Source organism: Dietzia cinnamea NBRC 102147, from assembly GCF_001571065.1.
Lineage (GTDB): Bacteria > Actinomycetota > Actinomycetes > Mycobacteriales > Mycobacteriaceae > Dietzia > Dietzia cinnamea.
Genome location: NZ_BCSW01000031.1, coordinates 16,106 through 34,716 on the forward strand (window position 1 = coordinate 16,106; position 18,611 = coordinate 34,716).

Genomic DNA, 18,611 nt, shown 5'->3' on the forward strand with positions numbered 1-18,611 from the left:
TCGGCGGGCGGCCTTCGGCGGGCGCGGTTTGGCTCGGCGGGCGGCCTTCGGCGGGCGCGCGTGGGCGATCTCGCAGCGTGAGTCCCGCCAGGTGTGCTGGCTCTTCGGCTTGTGATGGCTGAATGGTCCATCCGGCCAGCGCACCCGGGCTGTGTTCGAGCATTCCGGCAGCGTAAGCCGAAGAGGCAGCGCGACCGGGAGGGGTCGCGCTGCCTCTGTGTCGGGTGCCGGGCGATCCCGCAGCGCATCCGCTGGGTTGCGGGCTTCCGGCGGGCGATCCCGCAGCGCATCCGCTGGGTTGCGGGCCTCCGGCGAGCAGGCGCGCAGCGGTGGCGCAGGCGTGCCCCCTGCCGGTGCCTACGCAGCGGTGGCGCGGGTGTGGCGAACCGCGGGCTCGGTCGCCACGTAGACCGTGCCGTCGCCGGCGACCCGGGCGGGGAACACCGAGATCCCGCGGGACGGGTCGTCGAGACCGCGACCGTCCTCGAGCGCGTACGCCTGCTTGCCGATGGGCGAGATCACGGCGGGGACGCCGCCGCGGTCGCCCACCAGCCCGCGGCTCATCACGGCCGCCCGGGCGACGGGATCGATGTTGCAGACGGCGTGCACCTCGCCGTCGTCGAGCGTGTACACCGCCACCTGCCGCCCGTCTGGCAGCAGGGCGGCGACCCCGCGCCCGACGATGAGGCGGTCGACAGGGCAGACGGCGACCTCGGCGGCGGCTGCCGCGGTGGAAGCGGCGCCGGTACGGGCGGGGCGGGACAGGGTGGCGGTCATGGTGAACTCCTCGGATTGAAGGCGGGGCAGGTGAAGCCGGGGCGGTTGTGAAGGGGCGGTTGTGGGAGGGCGGATATCGGGTCGACGATGGGGACTGGGCCCGGCGCGTCGGGCGCGCGAGCTCAGCTGCGGACGGGCATGGCGGGGGAGCCGAGCAGGACGGGCACCTTGCGGCCGTCGCGCTGCTCGAACCGGACGGTGGGGTCCGGCGCCTCGGGGGCGTTGACGAACGAGACGAACCGGGCGAGCTTGTCGGGATCGTCGAGTACGGCCGCCCACTCGTCCACGTAGCCGGCGACGTGCGCCTCCATCCGGCCCTCGAGCTCGGCGGCCAGGCCGAGGGAGTCGTCGCACACCACCTCGCGCAGGTGGTCGAGCCCGCCCTCGAGCGCCTCGAGCCACGGCGCCATGCGCTGCAGCCGCTCGGCCGTGCGGACGTAGAACATCACGGTGCGGTCGATGTATCGGATGAGCTGGTCGTCGGTGAGGTCGCCGGCCAGCAGCTGGGCGTGCCGCGGGGTCGCGCCGCCGTTGCCCCCCACGTAGAGGTTCCAACCGTTCTCGGTGGCGATCACGCCGACGTCCTTGCCGCGGGCCTCCGCGCACTCGCGCGCACACCCGGAGACGGCCATCTTGATCTTGTGCGGCGCTCGCAGTCCGCGGTAGCGGGTCTCCAGCAGCACCGCCATCGCGACCGAGTCCTGCTGCCCGTACCGGCACCACGACGTGCCCACGCAGCTCTTGACCGTGCGCAGCGACTTGCCGTACGCGTGCCCGGACTCCATGCCCGCCTCCACCAGCCGCCGCCAGATGGCGGGGAGTTCCTCGACGCGCGCGCCGAACAGGTCGATGCGCTGGCCGCCGGTGACCTTGACGTACAGGTCGTGGTCGCGGGCGATCTCGCCGATCACGATGAGCTGCTCCGCCGTCACCTCGCCGCCGGGCATCCGCGGCACCACCGAGTAGGTGCCGTTCTTCTGGATGTTGGCCAGGAAGTGGTCGTTGGTGTCCTGCAGCGCCGCCTGCTCGCCGTCGAGGACGTGGTCCGAGCTGGTCGAGGCGAGGATCGACGCGACCGTCGGCTTGCAGATGTCGCAGCCCGTGCCGCGCCCGAAGCGCCCGATCAGACCGGAGAACGTGCGGATGCCGGTGACGGTGACGATCTCGAAAAGCTCCGAGCGGGACTGGTCGAAGTGCTCGCACAGCGCGGTGGACTGCTCGACGCCCTCGGCCTCGAGGACCTGACGCATGAGCGGAAGGCACGAGCCGCACGACGTGCCGGCCCGGGTGCACGCCTTGAGGGCGGGCACGTCGCACGCCCCCTCGCAGATCGCCTCGCGCAGATCGCCCTTGGTGACGGCGTTGCACGAGCAGATCTGCGCGTCGTCGGGAAGTGAGTCCACGCCGACGCCGGAGTCGGCCGCCGCACCCGGGGTGATGAGGGCCAGGGGAGTGGACGACGGCAAGGTGCGGCCCAGCAGCGGCTTGAGCAACTGGTAGGGGCCGGCGTCGCCGACGAACACGCCGCCCAGCAGGGTCAGGGCGTCGTCGCTGAGGACGAGTTTGCTGTAGGTGCGGGCGACCGGGTCGTCCACCACCACCTCGAGACAGTCGGGCGTACGACCGTGGGCGTCGCCGAAGCTGGCCACGTCGACCCCCATGAGCTTGAGCTTGGTGGCGAGGTCGGCCCCGGTGAACTCGGTGCCGGCGTCGCCGGTGATCTGGCCGGCCGCCACCTCGGCGGAGGTGTATCCGGGCCCGACCAGGCCGTAGCAGGTGCCCTCGATGGCCGCGCACTCGCCGATCGCGTAGACGTGCGGGTCCGAGGTGCGGCAGGCTCTGTCGGTCAGCACGCCGCCACGCTCGGCCACGGCGATTCCCGCCGCGCGGGCGAGTTCGTCGCGGGGCCGGACACCGACGGAGAACACGACGAGGGCCGCGTCGACGACATCCGTCTCGCCGTCGTCGGAGGTCAGGGCGACCCGGAGTCCGGCGTCACCGGACGCCGACCCGGCGCCACCCCCGGCGGCGTCCGCGGTGTCACCCCCCGCGTCGTCCGCGCCGCCGGCGGCACTCTCCTCGATGACCGTGTCGGTCACGCTGAGGTGCACGTCGATGCCGCGGTCGCGGATGAGGTCCCCCAGCAGGGCGCCGCCGCGGCCGTCGACCTGCACGGGCATGAGCCGGTCGTTGCGTTCCACGACGTGCGGGACCAGGCCGAGCAGGCTCAGCGCGTTGGCGGCCTCGATGCCCAGCAGCCCGCCGCCGATCACCACGCCGTGCGCGCCCGCCCCGGCCCGCTCGGCGGCCGCGCGGATCGCGTCGAGGTCGTCGAGCGTGCGGTATACATGGCAGCCGGGCAGGTCGTGGCCGGGGACGGGCGGGACGAACGCGCGCGAACCGGTCGCCAACACCAGCGTGTCGTAGTCGACGTACTCGCCCGAGTCGAGTTCCACGCGTCGGGCGCCGGTGTCGATCGCGGTGACGAGCCGGCCGGAACGCACGGTGACGCGGGGGTCGGCGGAGTGCCGCGCATCGTCGAGGTGCAGCGCGTCGCGCTCCCACGCGCCGACGTAGGCGGACAGTCCGACGCGGTCGTAGGCGGGATCGGCTTCCTCGCCGATCACCGTGACGGCCACGTCGGCGTCGGCGTAGCGCGTGCCGAGGGTGGAGACGAAGCGGTGGGATACCATCCCGTGCCCGACGACGACGATGTGCTCAGTCATTCCTGGACCTCCTTGGCGTGCCTGTGGGGGACAGCCTAGGAAGGCGGTGTTGCGGTGCTGTGGCGTCGGATCACGGTCCCGTGACGCTTACTTCACATCGGTCCGGGGGCCGGGTGAGGGACCGGTCCGCGGGCGTGTGGCGGCGGGATGCGGGCGCCGGAGCGGCGGCTCAGTCCAGGGGTAGCAGGCTCGTCGGCACGGCCTGGACCTCGGCCACGCGGTCGATGTTCTGGCGCAGCCGCTCCCACTCGCCCGAGGGGATCTCCTTCTCCAGCCGGCGCAGCGCAGCCTTGTCGGAGGTGGCCCATGCGACGGGCATCGGGGAGATGAACTGGTAGAGGTTGTCGCGGCCGCGGGCGCTCCGGTTGCCCACCACGGCGACGCAGGGCACGCGCTCGCCGACCTTCGACTCGTGGCCCGCGACAGGTCCGCAGTTGCGGGCCACGAGGGCGGGCAGCTTCCCGGCGGAGCGGTCGACGGCGCGGTCGACCAGTGCCAACAGGGTCACGCCGCGCGGGCGGACCTCGGCGATGACGGCCGGGACGAGCTCGGAGGTCGAGTAGGTGTGCTGCATCGACCCCATCTTGCGGGGGATATAGCCGATCATGGCGAGGCAGCCGATCGCGAACGCGCCGGCCACCACCGCGATGATCCAGCCCCACGCCGCGAACTCCGCGAAGACGAGCATGCCGATGCCGGCGGCGAGCACGATGACGCCGAGGATGCCCGCCGACCACTGCAGGCGGCGCACCTCGGCGAGGCTCTCGTTGTTCTTGCGGACCCAGGCATCGTCGACGGGGATGTCGGCGAGGCGGTACTGCTCGTGCGGGTTGCGGGGGGAGCGATCGGCGGCCATGGCGCCCAGTATCCCAGCACCCGCGGCGGCCTGGCCCGCGGGTGACCGCGGCGGCTTGGCCCGCGGGTGACCGCGGCGGAGCCGGGTCGCCCCCGGGACCGGGCCGGCATCGGGCCTCAACGCACCTCAGCCCACCTCGGGGATGGACGGGCCGAGCAGGTCGTCGGCGTCGACGATCCGGTACGCGTACCCCTGCTCGGCGAGGAACCGCTGGCGGTGCGCGGCGTACTCGGCGTCGAGGGTGTCGCGGGCGACGACCGAGTAGAAGTGCGCCTGCCCGCCGTCGTGCTTGGGCCGCAGCAGTCGACCGAGCCGCTGCGCCTCCTCCTGACGCGAGCCGAACGTGCCCGACACCTGCACCGCGACGCTGGCCTCGGGCAGGTCGATCGAGAAGTTGGCGACCTTGGACACCACGAGCGTGGAGATCTCACCGTTGCGGAACTGGTCGAACAGTTTCTCGCGCTCCTTGTTGGAGGTCGACCCCTGGATGACGGGCGCGTCGAGCTCGGCGCCGAGCTCCTCGAGCTGGTCGAGGTAGGCGCCGATCACCAGGGTGGGGGCGCCGGCATGGCGCGCGAGGATCTTCCTGACCACCGGGATCTTGGTGCGGGCGGTCGAGCACAGCTTGTACTTGTCCTCGGCCTCGGCGGTCGCGTACAGCATCCGCTCGTTCTCGGTGAGCGTCACGCGCACCTCGATGCAGTCGGCGGGCGCGATCCACCCCTGCGCCTCGATGTCCTTCCACGGGGCGTCGTAGCGCTTGGGCCCGATGAGGGAGAACACGTCGCCCTCGCGGCCGTCCTCGCGCACGAGCGTCGCGGTCAGGCCGAGGCGGCGGCGCGACTGCAGGTCGGCGGTCATGCGGAACACGGGCGCGGGCAGCAGGTGGACCTCGTCGTAGATCATCAGGCCCCAGTCGCGGGAGTCGAACAGCTCCAGCGCCCGGTGCACGCCCTTGGTCTTGCGCGTGACCACCTGGTATGTGGCGATGGTGACTGGCCGGATCTCCTTGCGCTCACCGGAGTACTCGCCGATCTCGTCCTCGGTGAGGGTGGTGCGGGCCAGCAGTTCCCGCTTCCACTGGCGCCCGGCGACGGTGTTGGTCACCAGGATGAGCGTGGTGGCCTTGGCCTTGGCCATCGCGGCCGCGCCGACCATCGTCTTGCCGGCGCCGCAGGGCAGCACGACCACGCCGGAGCCGCCCGCCCAGAACGAGTCGGCGGCCATCTGCTGGTAGTCGCGCAGCTCCCACTGCTCCTCCTCGGTGGACAGCGCGATCTCGTGGGCCTCGCCGTCCACGTAGCCGGCGAGGTCCTCGGCGGGCCAGCCCACCTTGAGCAGCTCCTGCTTGAGCCGACCGCGCTCGGAGGGGTGCACGATCACCGTGTCCGCGTCGATGTCGGCGCCGAGCATGGGGGCGATCTTCTTGTGCCGCTTGACCTCGGCGAGCACGGCGGAGTCGAGGGAGACGAGCGTCAGGCCGTGCACCGGGCTCTTGACCAGCTGCAGCCGGCCGTAGCGCGCCATGGTCTCCGCGATGTCCACGAGCAGCGGTTGCGGCACGGGGAAGCGCGAGTAGGAGACCAGGACGTCGACCACCTGCTCGGCGTCGTGCCCGGCGGCCCGGGCGTTCCACAGGGCCAGCGGCGTGATCCGGTAGGTGTGGACGTGCTCGGGCGCGCGCTCGAGCTCGGCGAAGGGGGCCAGCGCCTGTCGGGCGTCGGCGGCCTGCTCGTGGTCGATCTCCAGCAGCACTGTCTTGTCCGACTGGACGATCAGCGGTCCACCGCTCACTTCGGGCCTCCTCGGGTCTCTCGCCGGGCCCGCGTAGGCCCGACCCTCCATTGTCCAGAAATCCGCGTCAGCGCGTGGGTTCGACGTCGGAGACGGAGATCACCCGGTGCAGCGGCAGGACGACGGGCTCGGCCGAGTCCGGCTCGATGCCCTCGATCCTGCCGCCGCCGACGGAGGCGGGGACGACCAGCCGGGCGGAGGAGCGGCCCGCGGCGTCGACCACGGAGACGGTGACGGCGGTGCCGGTGCCCGCGGCCTCATGCAGTCGGGCGATGGCGGCCTCGCCCGTGTACGCGCCCGAGGAGGCACCGCGCGCCGAGCGCACGCGGTCTGCGGAGCGCATCGCCGCGACCGCCGCCCGCAGTTCGGAGGTCGTGGGCGCGCGGGTCGGGACGCGGGGCGCCCGGGTGGTGCGGGACTCGCGGACGCGGGCGGCCGGCCGGGACAGCGCGACGACCGCGCCGGACGTGTCCTCGACGACGGGAGCGAACCCGTGAGCGCGCAGCGCCTCGACCAGGTCGAGCGGTCGGGCCTGGGAGACCAGGACGGTGGGCGCCACCGAGCGCAGCGCGGCGCTCTCCGCCACCGGCGAGCCGAGGACCTGCGCGACGAGGGACGGATCGTCGCAGCGGATGAACGACAGGGCGGTGCCCACCCGCAGGCGCCCGTGGCGGCGGGCGACGTCCTCGATCAGGTAGTCCAGCGACTGCGGGACAGGGGTGACGGACGTGCGGGCGAGCATCTCGCGGATGCCTGCGGCCGTGCGTCCTGCGTCGAGCGCGCGGCGCAGGGACGTCTCGGTGACGCGGTAGGTGGTGGCGGCGCCGGCGGACTCGACGTCGGCGAGGAGGGCGAACTCCGCCGCCAGCTCCGGGGTGAGGGGGCCGGGGGCGAGGATCGTCAGGTCAGCCTGGACGATGACCTCCGACACCGGGTCGGGCAACGCGGCGGTGAGGATCGGTTCGAGGTCCTCGACGACCGCGCCGCCGGAACCGCCGGAGACACCCGCGCCGGAGCCCCCCGCGCCGGAGCCCCCCGCGCCGTGGGACGCGCCGTGGGTGGCGTCGACCAGGTGGCGGGCGGCCGAGGTCGCCACGGTCCCGACGACGAGTCCCATCCGTCGTGCCTCGGCCACGGTCTCCGAGACGGGCCGCGCACCCGCGCGTGAGAACCACACCGGCGCCGACCAGCGCACCACCTCGGGCAGCAGGGCGTCGGCGGGTTCGGCCGCGGGGTCCAGGGCGGCCAGCGCCTTCAGGACGCGACCGCGTTCCGTCGGTCCGGGCGGGCCGACGGGCTCGCCCAGTGCGGGCAGGGTCCCGCCGCCCTCGAGCTCGGAGCCGACGCGCCACGGGGTGCGCGGCATCGACCACCACGCCACGACCAGCTCGGCCCAGCGGCGGGCGGGCTCGCGCGCCGACCACACGTCCGCGGCCTCGGTGGGCGCCCACACCGAGTCGTAGTCGACGTCCCCGACCTCGGCGTCGCCGACCGCGATGAGGCCGGCGGCCGCGAGGACCTCGAGCAACAGGGGCAGCTCGGACTCCTCGAGCGCGGCCGCCCGCGCCACCCGGCGCAACTCGCGGACCCCCACGCCGCCGGCCTTGAGGGTGGCCGCCGGGGCGGTCGAGAGCGCCGCCAGCACCGAGTCGCAGCGGTGGAGCAGGTCGAGGGCCGCCACGCCGCCGGAGGCGTCCACCTCGCGGGCCCGCCCGGCACCCGCCCCGACGCGGGGCGTCGCCCAGGCCGGGGGGTGGAGCAGGGACGAGCCGTCCGCGCGGGCCCCGTGGCGAGCCCGGTCGAGGGCGTGGGCGCGGGGCACCACCCGCTCGGCGTCGTCGTCGCCGGTGAGCTCCGCCAACCCCGCCTGGGCGAGTTCGACCGCGGCCGCGCGCACGGACTCCGACGCCCCGGCCCCGAGCGCACCGGCCGGGATGCGCCCGCGGGCGATGGCCTCGAGGACCCCCGCCGCAGCCGAGGACAGGCCGCCCCACGCCGCCTCGAGATCGGCCCCGGCGGGCTCGCCCGGATGAGGGGCCACCACGGGAGCCGACCGGATCGCCACCGCCGTGACGGGCACCATCCGCGCCGAGTCCTCCTCGCCCCAGATCAACGCGAGTTCGCGGAGACGGGCCACGGCGGCGTGGAAGACGGGCTCGTCGTCGTCGACACCCAGTCTCCCCGACACCGCGCCGAGCGGTACGGCCCCGGAATCGGCACCGACCGCGGCGGCTGCGGCCGCCACGAGCAGCTCCGGCCACGACAACGTCCCCACCGCCCGCGCGGTGGACGCCGGCAGGCGCAGGCGCGAGGCCAACACGTCCAGCGAGGCGGGCGGGGGAGTGGCCACGTCCGGGCGCAGCTCGCACACGCGCACGAGGGCGTCGTCGGACAACCCGGCGAGCCAGGCGGGGAAGTCCGGCGCGTCGGCGGTGGCGCCGCGGGAGGTGGCTCGGGAGCTCGGCATGATCCGTCCCAGCCTAGTGAGACCGCGGCGGCCGTGAGAACCGGTCCGCGTGGGAATCGACCCACCTGCTGCCGAATCGGGTCGGAGGTGAGAGACTACAGGGGTGGCTGCCAAGAAGAATCTGACCTATGACAACCCGGGTTGGCCCGACGCCTCGTACGGCGAGCACCCGGTCACCGAGCTCGCCGCGCTGGTCGCGGGAGGCCTGTCGCCGTTCGGGCAGGAGACCTTCCCGCTCCCGCAGGAGCGACTCGGTTACATCCACCCGTACACCAAGATCAACGGCGCGCCCTGGGTCGCCTGAGATCCGACCTCCGGCGCGGCGCCGGGGAACGCGAGAAGGGCCGCCACTCCCTGTAGGGGGTGGCGGCCCTTCCTCGTGGCCCGGGTACCGCTCGGCGGGTGTCGCCGGTGTCAGTTGGCCAGGTAGGTGGCGACGAAGCCGTCCACCAGGTCCCGGTTGCCGGCGTAGGCGGCGTCGACGGCGGCCTTGTTGGCCTCGTAACCCTCGGTGATCGGGAGGAAGACACCGCGGCTCTCGGCGAACGCCTTGAGAGTGGCCACGTGATCGGCGGCGCTGACCTCGGCCGGGGCGGCCGGGGCGGCCGTATCAGCGTGCGGGCGCGGGGCCGGAGCCGGCTTCGGGGCCGACAGGTCACGCGGGGTGGGCGCCGAGTTGAGGCCCAGTTTGGCCGAGCAGGCGGGCCATGCGCCCCAGCCCTGGCCGGCGAGGGTCTTCTCGGCGATCGCGATCTGCTGCTCGCGCGTGGCCTGGTTGGCCGTCGGCGCGTACTGCGTGCCGCCGTAGGCGGCCCAGGTGCTCGGCGAGAACTGCAGGCCGCCCTGGTAGCCGTTGCCGGTGTTGATGGCCCAGTTGCCGCCGGACTCACACTGGGCCAGACGGTCCCAGTCGGAGTCGGGCGCGGCGTTGGCGGCCGGCGCGAGGGCCAGGCCCGCGGCGGAGAAGGCGGTGCCGGCGAGCACGACCTTGACGGCGGTCTTGGGCGCGGAGGAGGGGGTGGCGGCGCGGTGGCGTCCGGTGTACGAGGTCATGTACGCGTCAGTCCTTTTCACTCTGTGCCTACGAGGTGAGCTGTCGGGTTCGGAAACGAGTGCGTCCGGCCGCCGGCGGCGGCTTCACCCCAAGGCGACCTGCGGTCGCCGGGCCCGTCGTGGGCCCTGTCGGGTCCCCCGTCCCCGCCCGGGTAATGGTCACAGTGGCGTCGGCCGCAGGGCGGGGTTCGGTGGGTGCGGCCGATGCCGACTCGCTGACGAGTCTGCTACGGAACAGTAGCGGTTCGATGCCGGATCGTCACCATTCTGAAATAAAAAGAGCTCGCCCGGGCGGAGATAGCGCGCTGTTATCCGCTCGTTACCTGGGTCGTTACCGGGCGGGTGGGGTTGGTCACACCCTGGGCGGGCGCGAGCCGAGAATGGCGTACGCGAGGCCCAGCAGGAAGCCCACCGGAGTGAAGAACATCGCGCCGAGGTACAGGATCGTCGGCGCGTCGCGGTCGAGCACGAACGGCGTCAGCGCGGCGACGATCGTGAAGACGACCCCGATCGCGAAGATGATCAGCGCGGCCACGAACAGCCCGCGGCGACGTGGCCGCGCGGGCGCGTGCGCGTCACCGGAGGCGGACGCGTCGGGTGTCCAGGGGTCGTCGGCCGGGCGTCGATCGTCGGAGGTCACAGAGGGGAGGGTACCGCTCGCCTCGCGGCCGTCACCAACGCGCACGAGGGTAGTCTCTGATCGTCAGTGGAGTTGTCGGTCGCGCCCGTGCGCGCCCGGGACGGAAGGTGGTTCGCGGTGCCCAGCGGCAAGGTCAAGTGGTACGACGCGGAGAAGGGGTTCGGCTTCCTGTCCCAGGAGGGCGGCGAGGACGTCTACGTACGCGCGGACGCGCTCCCCGCCGGCGTGGAGACCCTGCGCCCCCGTCAGCGTGTGGAGTTCGACATGGTCTCCGGCCGCCGCGGTCCGCAGGCGCTGCGCGTGGTGGTCCACGACGAGCCGACCGTCGCCGAGGAGCGCGCCCCGCGCGGCGGGCCCAGGCGCTCGCCCGATGAGCTGCACGGGATGGTCGAGGACATGATCAAGGTGCTCGAGTCGACCGTCCAGCCGGAGTTGCGGCGCGGTCACCGACCGGACCACAAGATCTCGAGCCGGGTTGCCTCGGTCCTGCGCGCGGTAGCGCGCGAGCTGGACGCCTGATCCCGTCACGGCGCAGGGCCGGGGCGAGGGCCCGGCTCCAGTGCGTTCGGTGGGTCAGTCCTCGTAGGTGAAGCCGACCGACCACTCGCCGTTGAGGATCGACTCCGAGCCGTCCGCCGCGTAGACGATCGCCACTGCCCGGATGGCCAGGCCCTCGATCCGGCCCTCCTCCGGGGTGGTCACGGGCACGAGGAGCTGGCCGGGTCCGTCCGCCTCGACCGTGTAGTCGCGCACCCCGTCGGCGCGGACCTCGTAGACGTCCATCGTCGCGGACCGCAGCTCGCCGGGTAGCCGGACCGTCAACGTGTGCTCGTCCTGCACGTGGAATTCGCCGACCGGGTTGGTGTACGTGTTGCCGTCCAGGTCGGTCGCGGTGAACGGCAGGCCCCTCTCCTCCCCGCGGTCGGTGGCGACGGTGATCTCGGGCAGCGCCCCGTAGCGGGACTCCGACCCCTGCCACGCGCCGACGATCGCCGCGATCATGATGATCATCCACGCCAGGATCGCCCAGGTGACGGGGCGGACGCGGGGGCCGGTCGACGGGGTATCGCTGAGGGAACTCACCCCTTCATTCTGCCGAGCAGGTGGCCGTCGAGCGCACCCGGGTCACGTCGCCCACCCGGGAACCGCGGCCGGTTGCCGCCCAATCCGGGTACGAGGGTGGAGCCGCGGGCGGTGAGTAGTGACTGCGCGAACAGCAGGGCGCCGACCGAGGCGATCACCGAGAACCCGATCGTGAAGTCCGGGGGCAACAGCACGCCCAACGCCCCGCCCGCGACCCACGCCAGCTGCAACGCGGTCTCGGACCGGCCGAACGCCGACGAGCGGGCGGCGTCGGGGATGTCGGTCTGGATGGACGCGTCCAGCGCCACCTTGCCCAGTGCGCTGCACACCGCGGCCACCAGCGCCAGGACGGCCGCGCCCAAGAGCGTGCCCAGGAATGCCGCGACGACGGCCGTGGCCAGCGCGGCACCTGCCGCCGTGCTCGTGATCCGGCCCGGGCGCCCCAGCGGCAGGCGGGCGCCGACCGCGTTGCCGGCGAAAGTGCCCAGCCCGCCGGCCGCGCCGGCGATCGCGAGCAGGCCCGCCTGTTCGAGGGCGGACGCGTCCTCCTGCGCCTTGGCGACGAACGCCAGATAGAGGGTGAGGAACCCCGTCATGAACCGCACCAGCGCGACCGCCCAGAGATTCGCCAGGACGTTCCTGCCGAGCGGCCGGGTGAGCACGGCGCGCAGCCCACTTCTCACCGACCCTCCGTGTCCCGACCACAGGGAGGCGGATTCGTCGTCCTCCGACGCCTCGGCGTGCGCGGGGATCGTCATGGACACGTAGGCGGCCACCAGGGCGACAGCGGCGAGCAGCCACAGCGCGGTGGAGGAGTCCCAGATCCACGCCACGGCGCCGGCGGCGGCCCCGGCTACCACGCTGCCGCCGACATGCCCCAGCACCGTCAGGCGGGAGTTGGTCCGGACAAGGTCCAGCGCCGGCGGCAACACGTGCGGGGTGATGGAGGCCTTGACCACGCCGAACGTCTTGGACAGCACGAGCATGCCCAGGGCGAGCGGGTAGAGCAGCCACGTGTCGAAGTTCAGGCCGAGGACCACCGCGAGCACCGCGCGCAGGGTGAACGTCAGCGAGACGGTGAGCCGACGGCCACTGCGCAGGCGGTCGAGGGCCGGGCCGATGACAGGCGCGATCAGCGCGAACGGGGCGACCGTCACCAAGAGGTACAACGCGACGTTGCCGCGCGACTCCGCGGTCGCCGCCGAGAAGAACAGGGTGTTGGCGAGGGCGACCGCGAGGATGGCGTCACACGCGAAGTTCGCCACGGTGACGTAGCTCAGCGGTGCCAGCCCCGAGCGGGCCGCGCCGTCGGCGTGGAAGACCCGGCGCATCCCCCGCCCGGCGGAGGCGGCGGCCCGCCTGGCTGCTCCCCGGGGGCGCTCACCCAACGAGTCGCACCTCGTACATCTGCGGCCACAGCTTGCCGGTGACCAGGAGGTTCTCCGAGCCCGGCAACGACGCGATCCCGTTGAGCACGGCGTCCGGGTCAGCGGGCCGGGGCCGGCCGAGCTGCGCGGCGTCGTAGATAGCCGTGACCTCGCCGGTGCCGGGATCGATCCGGACGATCTCGTCGGTCATCCACACGTTCGCCAGGACGGCGCCGTCCACACACTCCAACTCGTTGAGCTGTCGCACCGGCGTGCCGCCCGAGGTGACGGCGACGGTGCCGGTCGGTTCGAACGTGGCCGGGTCCCGGAAGGTCAAGGTGTCCGAGCCGTCGGTCATCACCAGACCGGAGCCGTCGAAGCACAAGCCCCAGCCCTCGCCCTGGTACTGGGCCTCCGACCGGATCTCGAGGGTCTGCGGGTCACGGTTGTGGGCGACCCCCTTCCTCCACGTCAGCGTCCACAGCGTGTCGGGGGTGACGGCCAGGCCCTCGCCGAACTCGTCATCCGCCATCTCCACGGTCACCGCGTCCCCACCCTCGAGCGGCCGACGCTGCACCACCGAGTCGCCGTACCGGCCCGTCGACTCGTAGACCTCGTCGCCGACCACCTGCAGGCCCTGGGTGAATAGGGCGGGATCGTGCTCCAGCGTGCGCATGACCTCGACCGAACCGCGGACCGGCTGCGGCTCCGACGGGCCGACCGGGACGCGCGGGGCGGTGGACCCGGTGGACGACGAACCGGCGGGCGCGCTGGAGGACGCCAGCGAGGTCCCGGCCGCGGTGGTGGGGCTCGGTTCGCTCCCGTCCCCGGTCGAGCACGCCGTCAGCGCGGCGATCAGGCTCAGGGACACGACGAGGGGGCCGACCGGGCGGCGGACACTGCTCATGCCCCCAAGGATGCCGCACGACGGGCCGGACCGCGCCCTCCCCGCGATGATGCGCATAATGGGGGACGTGAACACCGAGGTAGGCACGGATCAGGGGGCGACCGTCGCGGGCACCGATGAAGAACCGGGCTTCGACGCTGAGCTGCGTGAGCGGCTGGCCTCGGCCGTGGACGTGGCGCGGGCGGCGACCGAGGAGTTCGCCATCACCGGCGTGGGCGAGCACCTCGGGACCACCGTCGAGGCCGCGTACACCACCACGCACCGTTTCGCCTCCGAATTGCCCGGGTACCGCGGGTGGTACTGGGCCTGCGTGCTCGCCCTCGTCCCGGGCGGTGAGGTGACGGTCGACGAGATCGCGCTGCTGCCAGGGGACGACGCGCTGGTCGCGCCCGAGTGGGTGCCGTGGGAGAAGCGGATCCGGCCCGGGGACCTCGGCGCGGGCGATCTGTTGCCACCCGCGGAGGACGACGAGCGGCTCGTCCCCGGGTACGTCTCCAGTGGAGACGAGGCGCTCGACGAGGCCGCCGGTCCCATCGGGCTCGGACGTCCCCGTCATCTCAGCCGGCAGGGCCGGTCGGCCGCCGCCGAACGTTGGACCGCCGAGCGGGGGCCCGACACCGAGATCGCCCGCAGCGCCAAACACCACTGCGGCACGTGCGGGTTCCTGGTCCCCCTCGCCGGCTCGCTCGGCACGATGTTCGGGATCTGCGCCAACGAGTACTCCGCGGACGGTCAGACCGTGCACCTCGAGTACGGCTGTGGCGCGCACAGCGAGACCGAGGTGCCGAAGGACACGACGCCGCCGGTACCCGATGCGTACGACGACGCGGCCGTCGACGTGGTGGTCCTGCCGCAGCAGCTCGCCGCTTCGGCCCGCGCCCGCTCAGCGGGGGACACCTCGGCCGGGGAGGCCGGGACCGGAGAGACCGCGTCGGGGGCCGAGGGGTCGACGCCCGCGGACGAGGCCTAGCGCCGCTCAGTCGCGGTCGAAGTCCAGCCCTCGCTGGGCACCCGCGCTGCCCCGCAGGACCGCGCGCCGCTGCAGCGCGTAGACGAGCGAACCGACCGCGCCGACACCGATCCCCACCGCGCACAGCACCACGGTGCGCATGTCGACGTCGGTCATGAGCGTGTGGGCCAGCAGTGCCAGGGTCCACGCCAGCGTCCCGAGGATCACCACGGGACGCGGGTCCAACAAGTAGGTCGGGATCGGCGGTACCCGCGTGTCCTTCGCCTCATCCGTCATGCCCGCGACGCTACCGCAGGTACGTGGCCGGTTACTCTATGACGATTCCCCACCCATAGCCAGGAAGGTCGCCAGATGTCGCAGAGCACCGGGGCCGCGTCGCAGCCCCCCGCCGGGATCGGGGCGGTCGACCGCTACTTCAAGATCAGCGAGCGGGGCTCCACCGTCGCGCGTGAGGTCCGCGGCGGGCTCGTCAGCTTCTTCGCGATGGCCTACATCATCATCCTCAACCCGCTGATCCTCGGCTCGGGTGTGGATGTCGAGGGCAACCAGCTGTCGATCGTCGAGATCGCCGCCGTCACCGCCTTCACGGCCGGCGTGATGACCATCGCGTTCGGCGCCATCGCCCGGTACCCGTTCGCGTTCGCGACAGGCCTCGGCATCAACTCGCTCGTCGCGGTGACGATCGCCCAGCAGGTGACCTGGGCAGAGGCCATGGGCCTCATCGTAATCGAGGGCGTCATCATCGTGATCCTCGCGATCACCGGGTTCCGCACCGCCGTGTTCAACGCGGTCCCCGCCGATCTCAAGGCCGCGATCGCGGTCGGTATCGGCCTGTTCATCGCCATGGTCGGCGTGGTCGACTCCGGGTTCGTGCGCCGCCTGCCGGACGCCGCCAACACCACCGTCCCGGTCGGCCTCGGTATCGGCGGCTCGATCGCGTCCTGGCCGACCTTCGTCTTCGTCGTCGGCCTCCTGCTCTGCGGCGTGCTCGTCGCCCGGAGGATCCGCGGCGGTCTGTTCATCGGCATCGTCGTCACCGCGGTGTTCGCGGTCATCGTCGAGGGCTTCGCGAACGCCGGTCCGTCCGTCGTCGACGGCGAGCCCAACCCCACCGGCTGGAGCCTCGCGGTGCCGGTCATCCCGGACTCCCTGGGCGGCATCCCCAACCTCTCGCTCATCGGCAACGTCGACCTCATCGGCGCGTTCACCCGCATCGGCCCGCTGGCCGCCGGACTGTTCGTCTTCACCCTTCTGCTCGCCAACTTCTTCGACGCCATGGGCACGTTCACCGGCCTCGGCAAGGAGGCCGAGCTCATGGACGACAAGGGCAACCTGCCCAGCATGAAGAGCGCCCTGGTGGTCGAGGGCTTCGGCGCCGTCGCCGGCGGTCTGACCTCGTCGTCGTCGAACACGGTCTTCCTCGAGTCGGCCTCCGGCATCGCCGAGGGCGCGCGCACCGGCCTGGCCAACGTCGTCACCGGCGTGCTGTTCCTGCTCGCGATGTTCTTCACCCCGCTCTACGAGGTGGTCCCGGTGGAGGCCGCCGCCCCCGCCCTCGTGATCGTGGGCGCGCTGATGATCGCCCAGATCAAGCAGATCGACCTCAGCGACTTCTCCATCGCCCTGCCCGCGTTCCTCACGATCGTGGCGATGCCGTTCACCTACTCGATCGCCAACGGTATCGGCATCGGCTTCATCGCGTGGGTCGTCATGGCGACCGCGACCGGCAAGGCCCGCACCGTGCACCCGATCCTGTGGATCGTCGCGGCCGCGTTCGTCCTCTACTTCGCCATCGGCCCCATCACCGACGCGCTGGCCTGACCGGCCGGCGGGAGGAGCGACCGTACCGTGCACGTCGTCGACGTCTCCGATCCCGCCGACCCCCGGTTGGACGACCTCCGCGACCTCAACAACTCCGACCGCCGGCCCGACCTGCCCGGCGGTCGGGGACTGGTGATCGCCGAGGGCACCTACGTGGTGGGCCGCATGCTGCTGTCCCGATTCCGGCCCCACGTCCTGCTCGGCACGGACTCGCGCCTGCAGCAGCTGCGACGCGAGGCCACCGCCGAGGGGTGGGACGCCGACGAGCGGGCCGGCGACGCGGTCTACCTGCGCACCACGAAGGACGTCCTCAGCGAGGTGATCGGCTTCCGCTCGAGCCGTGACATCCTCGCCGCCGCCGACCGGCCCGAGCCGCTGGCGGTGGACGAGGTCGTCGACGGGGCCCGCACCCTCGTCGTGCTCGAGGGCGTCAACGACCCGGAGAACCTCGGCGCGATCTTCCGTAACTGCGCGGCGCTCGGCGTGGACGGGGTCCTGTTCGGCGCCGCCACCGGGGACCCGCTGTACCGGCGCGTCGTGCGCGTGTCGATGGGGCACGTGCTGCGGCTGCCGTTCGCGCACCTGCCCGGCACGCCGACCACGTGGCAGCGGAGCCTCGACGACCTCCGCGAGCGCGGTTTCCGCACCGTCGCACTGACCCCGGCCGCCGAGGCACCCCTCTCCCGCGCCGTCGACGCCGAGAAGGTCGCGTTCGTGCTGGGTGCCGAGGGACCGGGCCTGACCGAGCACGCCATGCGCGCCTGCGACGTGCGCGCCGCCATCCCCATGACCGACGGCACGGACTCGCTCAACGTGGCCACCGCCGCCGCGGTCGCGTTCTACGAGCGGGCCCGGCGCGACTGAACCCCCCGCGCGACCGATCCCCGGCGCGACGACTACCGCGAGCGGCGGCGCGCTCGGCGGGACACCTCGTCGACGCCCCGGCGGACCGCGTCCCCGACCAGCCCGGCGAGCCCGCGGATGCGCTCGACGCCCGCGGCCCGACGCGGGCCGGCGCCGGAGGGCAGGCGTTCGTAGTCGTCGTCCTCGTACGGGGACGAGGCACCCGCCGCGCGACCGCCGTCGGCGCCGGTCCCGTCGTCGCCGTCCTCCGCGGCCGCGCGCGACGAGGCGCGACGCGAGGCGGCGTGGAGCTCCGCGCGCCCCGGCATCCCCACCACGTGCAGTGCTGGACCGGCCGGTGGGGTGTGCTGCCGGACCTCGCGGCGGCCGTCGGTGGCGAAACCGTGGACCGGCACGTCCAGGCCGCCCGGCTCGAGGTCGAAGCCGAGCCAGTCACGGTGCGCGGCGTGGAGGAGTGACGACGGCGAGAACGGCAACGCCAGGGGGTTGTCGGCCGCCCCGTCGGGCGGGAACTCGCCGGCCCAGTACGGGCGCTCGAACGGCAGGGGCATCCCCTCGTCCTCGACGATGCGGTCGTCCGCGCCGGCGAACGCCCGGATCAGGCGCCCGGACTCCCAGCGGGCGAACCCGCTGACCCCGTCCTCGGGATCCTGCGCGAACAACAGGACGACCGGTGCCTCGACCAGCCGGAGCCACGCGTCCGCCGCGGCCGACGGCACGACCGGGCCCTCGACGGGGGTCTGCACCACCGTCAGGCCGGGGTAGGAACCCACGTAGATCTCACCCTGGCCGGCCGACGCCGACCGGTTGAGCGGGAACGCGCCCAGCGACGCAACGGTCACGGTGGGGAACAGCCGGGACAGCAGGCGGCGGGCGAAGCCGGGGTCCGACGGATGCCCCGCCCGGATGGGGGCGGCGGGATCGTCGGTCGCCAGGTACCAGAAGGTCGCGACGTGGTGGCCCATGTCCGTGACTCAGTCGTCCTTACCGCGGACCCCGAGGAGGACGTCCTCCCACGACGGCATCGTGGGATGACGGCGTGAGGGGCGTCGTTCGGGTTCGGTCGGCGTCGGCTGGAGGAAGTCCTCGTCGTCGTCGCCACCACCCGCGCCACCACCGCCACCGGCCGCGGCACCGGCACCACGGCCGGCCGGCGCGGCGGACGGGGGCGCGTCAGGGGCCGACGGCGGCTCGGCGGCGGGGCGCGTCGGGTCGGCCGAAGGCGTCGGGCCGGCGGGGGGCGTCACCGACGCGGGCGGCGGCACCGCCCGGATCGGCGGGGGGCC

At 73.2% G+C, this 18,611-nt stretch carries 17 protein-coding genes, 1 pseudogene and 1 riboswitch; of the genes and pseudogenes, 5 read left to right on the forward strand and 13 right to left on the reverse strand.

Annotated features, from left to right (window positions below; genetic code table 11):
* Nucleotides 1-357 precede the first annotated feature (357 nt).
* From nirD to DCI01S_RS11360, 5 genes are all read right to left on the reverse strand, one after another.
* Nucleotides 358-777 (reverse strand): nitrite reductase small subunit NirD, encoded by a 420-nt coding sequence (nirD, locus tag DCI01S_RS11340; protein ID WP_082767763.1) that lies wholly within the window; start codon nucleotides 775-777, stop codon nucleotides 358-360.
* Nucleotides 778-899: 122 nt separating this feature from the next.
* Nucleotides 900-3,503: a nitrite reductase large subunit NirB gene (nirB, locus tag DCI01S_RS11345; RefSeq protein WP_061229319.1), complete on the reverse strand. Its 2,604-nt coding sequence runs from the start codon at nucleotides 3,501-3,503 to the stop codon at nucleotides 900-902.
* A gap of 169 nt (nucleotides 3,504-3,672) precedes the next feature.
* Complete coding sequence (locus DCI01S_RS11350) at nucleotides 3,673-4,359, reverse strand: DUF3239 domain-containing protein (RefSeq protein WP_061229320.1); 687 nt, start codon at nucleotides 4,357-4,359, stop codon at nucleotides 3,673-3,675.
* 126 nt (nucleotides 4,360-4,485) lie between these two features.
* The gene (locus DCI01S_RS11355; protein WP_061229321.1) at nucleotides 4,486-6,153 is read right to left on the reverse strand and encodes a DNA repair helicase XPB; all 1,668 of its coding nucleotides are present in this window, start codon (nucleotides 6,151-6,153) and stop codon (nucleotides 4,486-4,488) included.
* 67 nt (nucleotides 6,154-6,220) lie between these two features.
* Nucleotides 6,221-8,620: a helicase-associated domain-containing protein gene (locus tag DCI01S_RS11360; RefSeq protein ID WP_061229322.1), complete on the reverse strand. Its 2,400-nt coding sequence runs from the start codon at nucleotides 8,618-8,620 to the stop codon at nucleotides 6,221-6,223.
* A gap of 103 nt (nucleotides 8,621-8,723) precedes the next feature.
* Between DCI01S_RS11360 and DCI01S_RS11365 the strand changes: the two genes are divergently transcribed.
* A complete protein-coding gene (locus tag DCI01S_RS11365; RefSeq protein ID WP_007626822.1) occupies nucleotides 8,724-8,924 on the forward strand; it encodes a hypothetical protein in 201 nt (66 codons plus the stop codon).
* A 110-nt stretch (nucleotides 8,925-9,034) separates the two neighbouring features.
* Here the strand turns inward: DCI01S_RS11365 and DCI01S_RS11370 are convergent, their stop codons facing one another.
* Together DCI01S_RS11370 and DCI01S_RS11375 are read right to left on the reverse strand one after the other, a co-directional pair.
* Entirely contained in the window at nucleotides 9,035-9,673 is a 639-nt protein-coding gene (locus tag DCI01S_RS11370) for a transglycosylase family protein (protein ID WP_061229323.1), read from the reverse strand.
* A gap of 11 nt (nucleotides 9,674-9,684) precedes the next feature.
* Nucleotides 9,685-9,844, reverse strand: a riboswitch (cyclic di-AMP (ydaO/yuaA leader).
* A gap of 181 nt (nucleotides 9,845-10,025) precedes the next feature.
* Nucleotides 10,026-10,313, reverse strand: a complete 288-nt coding sequence (locus DCI01S_RS11375) for a hypothetical protein (protein ID WP_007626818.1) — start codon at nucleotides 10,311-10,313, stop codon at nucleotides 10,026-10,028.
* A gap of 117 nt (nucleotides 10,314-10,430) precedes the next feature.
* On the opposite strand from DCI01S_RS11375, the gene DCI01S_RS18055 reads away from it, so the two are divergent.
* Nucleotides 10,431-10,832, forward strand: coding sequence for a cold-shock protein (locus DCI01S_RS18055; protein WP_061229338.1), 402 nt, complete (start codon nucleotides 10,431-10,433; stop codon nucleotides 10,830-10,832).
* Nucleotides 10,833-10,886: 54 nt separating this feature from the next.
* Here the strand turns inward: DCI01S_RS18055 and DCI01S_RS11385 are convergent, their stop codons facing one another.
* Genes DCI01S_RS11385 through DCI01S_RS11395 form a run of 3 tightly spaced genes read right to left on the reverse strand, consistent with a single transcriptional unit; the run spans nucleotide 10,887 to nucleotide 13,670 of the window.
* Complete coding sequence (locus tag DCI01S_RS11385) at nucleotides 10,887-11,396, reverse strand: DUF2771 family protein (protein ID WP_061229324.1); 510 nt, start codon at nucleotides 11,394-11,396, stop codon at nucleotides 10,887-10,889.
* Nucleotides 11,393-12,784, reverse strand: a complete 1,392-nt coding sequence (locus DCI01S_RS11390; RefSeq protein WP_061229325.1) for an MFS transporter — start codon at nucleotides 12,782-12,784, stop codon at nucleotides 11,393-11,395. Before DCI01S_RS11390 ends, DCI01S_RS11385 begins: the two co-directional genes overlap by 4 nt.
* Nucleotides 12,777-13,670, reverse strand: coding sequence for a glutaminyl-peptide cyclotransferase (locus tag DCI01S_RS11395; protein WP_061229339.1), 894 nt, complete (start codon nucleotides 13,668-13,670; stop codon nucleotides 12,777-12,779). Before DCI01S_RS11395 ends, DCI01S_RS11390 begins: the two co-directional genes overlap by 8 nt.
* Nucleotides 13,671-13,728: 58 nt before the next feature.
* Here DCI01S_RS11395 and DCI01S_RS11400 point away from each other — a divergent pair, with 58 nt between their 5' ends.
* Nucleotides 13,729-14,640, forward strand: a complete 912-nt coding sequence (locus DCI01S_RS11400; protein WP_061229326.1) for a DUF3027 domain-containing protein — start codon at nucleotides 13,729-13,731, stop codon at nucleotides 14,638-14,640.
* A 6-nt stretch (nucleotides 14,641-14,646) separates the two neighbouring features.
* Here DCI01S_RS11400 and DCI01S_RS11405 read toward each other — a convergent pair whose 3' ends face one another.
* Nucleotides 14,647-14,916 (reverse strand): DUF2530 domain-containing protein, encoded by a 270-nt coding sequence (locus DCI01S_RS11405; protein ID WP_061229327.1) that lies wholly within the window; start codon nucleotides 14,914-14,916, stop codon nucleotides 14,647-14,649.
* A gap of 75 nt (nucleotides 14,917-14,991) precedes the next feature.
* Between DCI01S_RS11405 and DCI01S_RS11410 the strand changes: the two genes are divergently transcribed.
* Complete coding sequence (locus DCI01S_RS11410) at nucleotides 14,992-16,461, forward strand: NCS2 family permease (RefSeq protein WP_061229328.1); 1,470 nt, start codon at nucleotides 14,992-14,994, stop codon at nucleotides 16,459-16,461.
* Nucleotides 16,462-16,488: 27 nt separating this feature from the next.
* On the forward strand, nucleotides 16,489-17,325 hold the full coding sequence (locus DCI01S_RS11415; RefSeq protein WP_061229329.1) for a TrmH family RNA methyltransferase: 837 nt from the start codon (nucleotides 16,489-16,491) through the stop codon (nucleotides 17,323-17,325).
* A gap of 32 nt (nucleotides 17,326-17,357) precedes the next feature.
* On the opposite strand, the gene DCI01S_RS11420 is transcribed toward DCI01S_RS11415, so the two are convergent.
* Complete coding sequence (locus DCI01S_RS11420; RefSeq protein ID WP_061229330.1) at nucleotides 17,358-18,290, reverse strand: DUF6928 family protein; 933 nt, start codon at nucleotides 18,288-18,290, stop codon at nucleotides 17,358-17,360.
* A gap of 9 nt (nucleotides 18,291-18,299) precedes the next feature.
* Nucleotides 18,300-18,611, reverse strand: a pseudogene (locus DCI01S_RS18060) (hypothetical protein); the annotation flags it as partial.

Bases quoted from the DNA above. Each gene is read 5' to 3' on its own strand.
- nirD (WP_082767763.1), bottom strand. From the start codon at position 777: ATGACCGCCACCCTGTCCCGCCCCGCCCGTACCGGCGCCGCTTCCACC.
- nirB (WP_061229319.1), bottom strand. From the start codon at position 3,503: ATGACTGAGCACATCGTCGTCGTCGGGCACGGGATGGTATCCCACCGC.
- DCI01S_RS11350 (WP_061229320.1), bottom strand. From the start codon at position 4,359: ATGGCCGCCGATCGCTCCCCCCGCAACCCGCACGAGCAGTACCGCCTC.
- DCI01S_RS11360 (WP_061229322.1), bottom strand. From the start codon at position 8,620: ATGCCGAGCTCCCGAGCCACCTCCCGCGGCGCCACCGCCGACGCGCCG.
- DCI01S_RS11370 (WP_061229323.1), bottom strand. From the start codon at position 9,673: ATGACCTCGTACACCGGACGCCACCGCGCCGCCACCCCCTCCTCCGCG.
- DCI01S_RS11395 (WP_061229339.1), bottom strand. From the start codon at position 13,670: ATGAGCAGTGTCCGCCGCCCGGTCGGCCCCCTCGTCGTGTCCCTGAGC.
- DCI01S_RS11400 (WP_061229326.1), top strand. From the start codon at position 13,729: ATGGGGGACGTGAACACCGAGGTAGGCACGGATCAGGGGGCGACCGTC.
- DCI01S_RS11405 (WP_061229327.1), bottom strand. From the start codon at position 14,916: ATGACGGATGAGGCGAAGGACACGCGGGTACCGCCGATCCCGACCTAC.
- DCI01S_RS11410 (WP_061229328.1), top strand. From the start codon at position 14,992: ATGTCGCAGAGCACCGGGGCCGCGTCGCAGCCCCCCGCCGGGATCGGG.
- DCI01S_RS11420 (WP_061229330.1), bottom strand. From the start codon at position 18,290: ATGGGCCACCACGTCGCGACCTTCTGGTACCTGGCGACCGACGATCCC.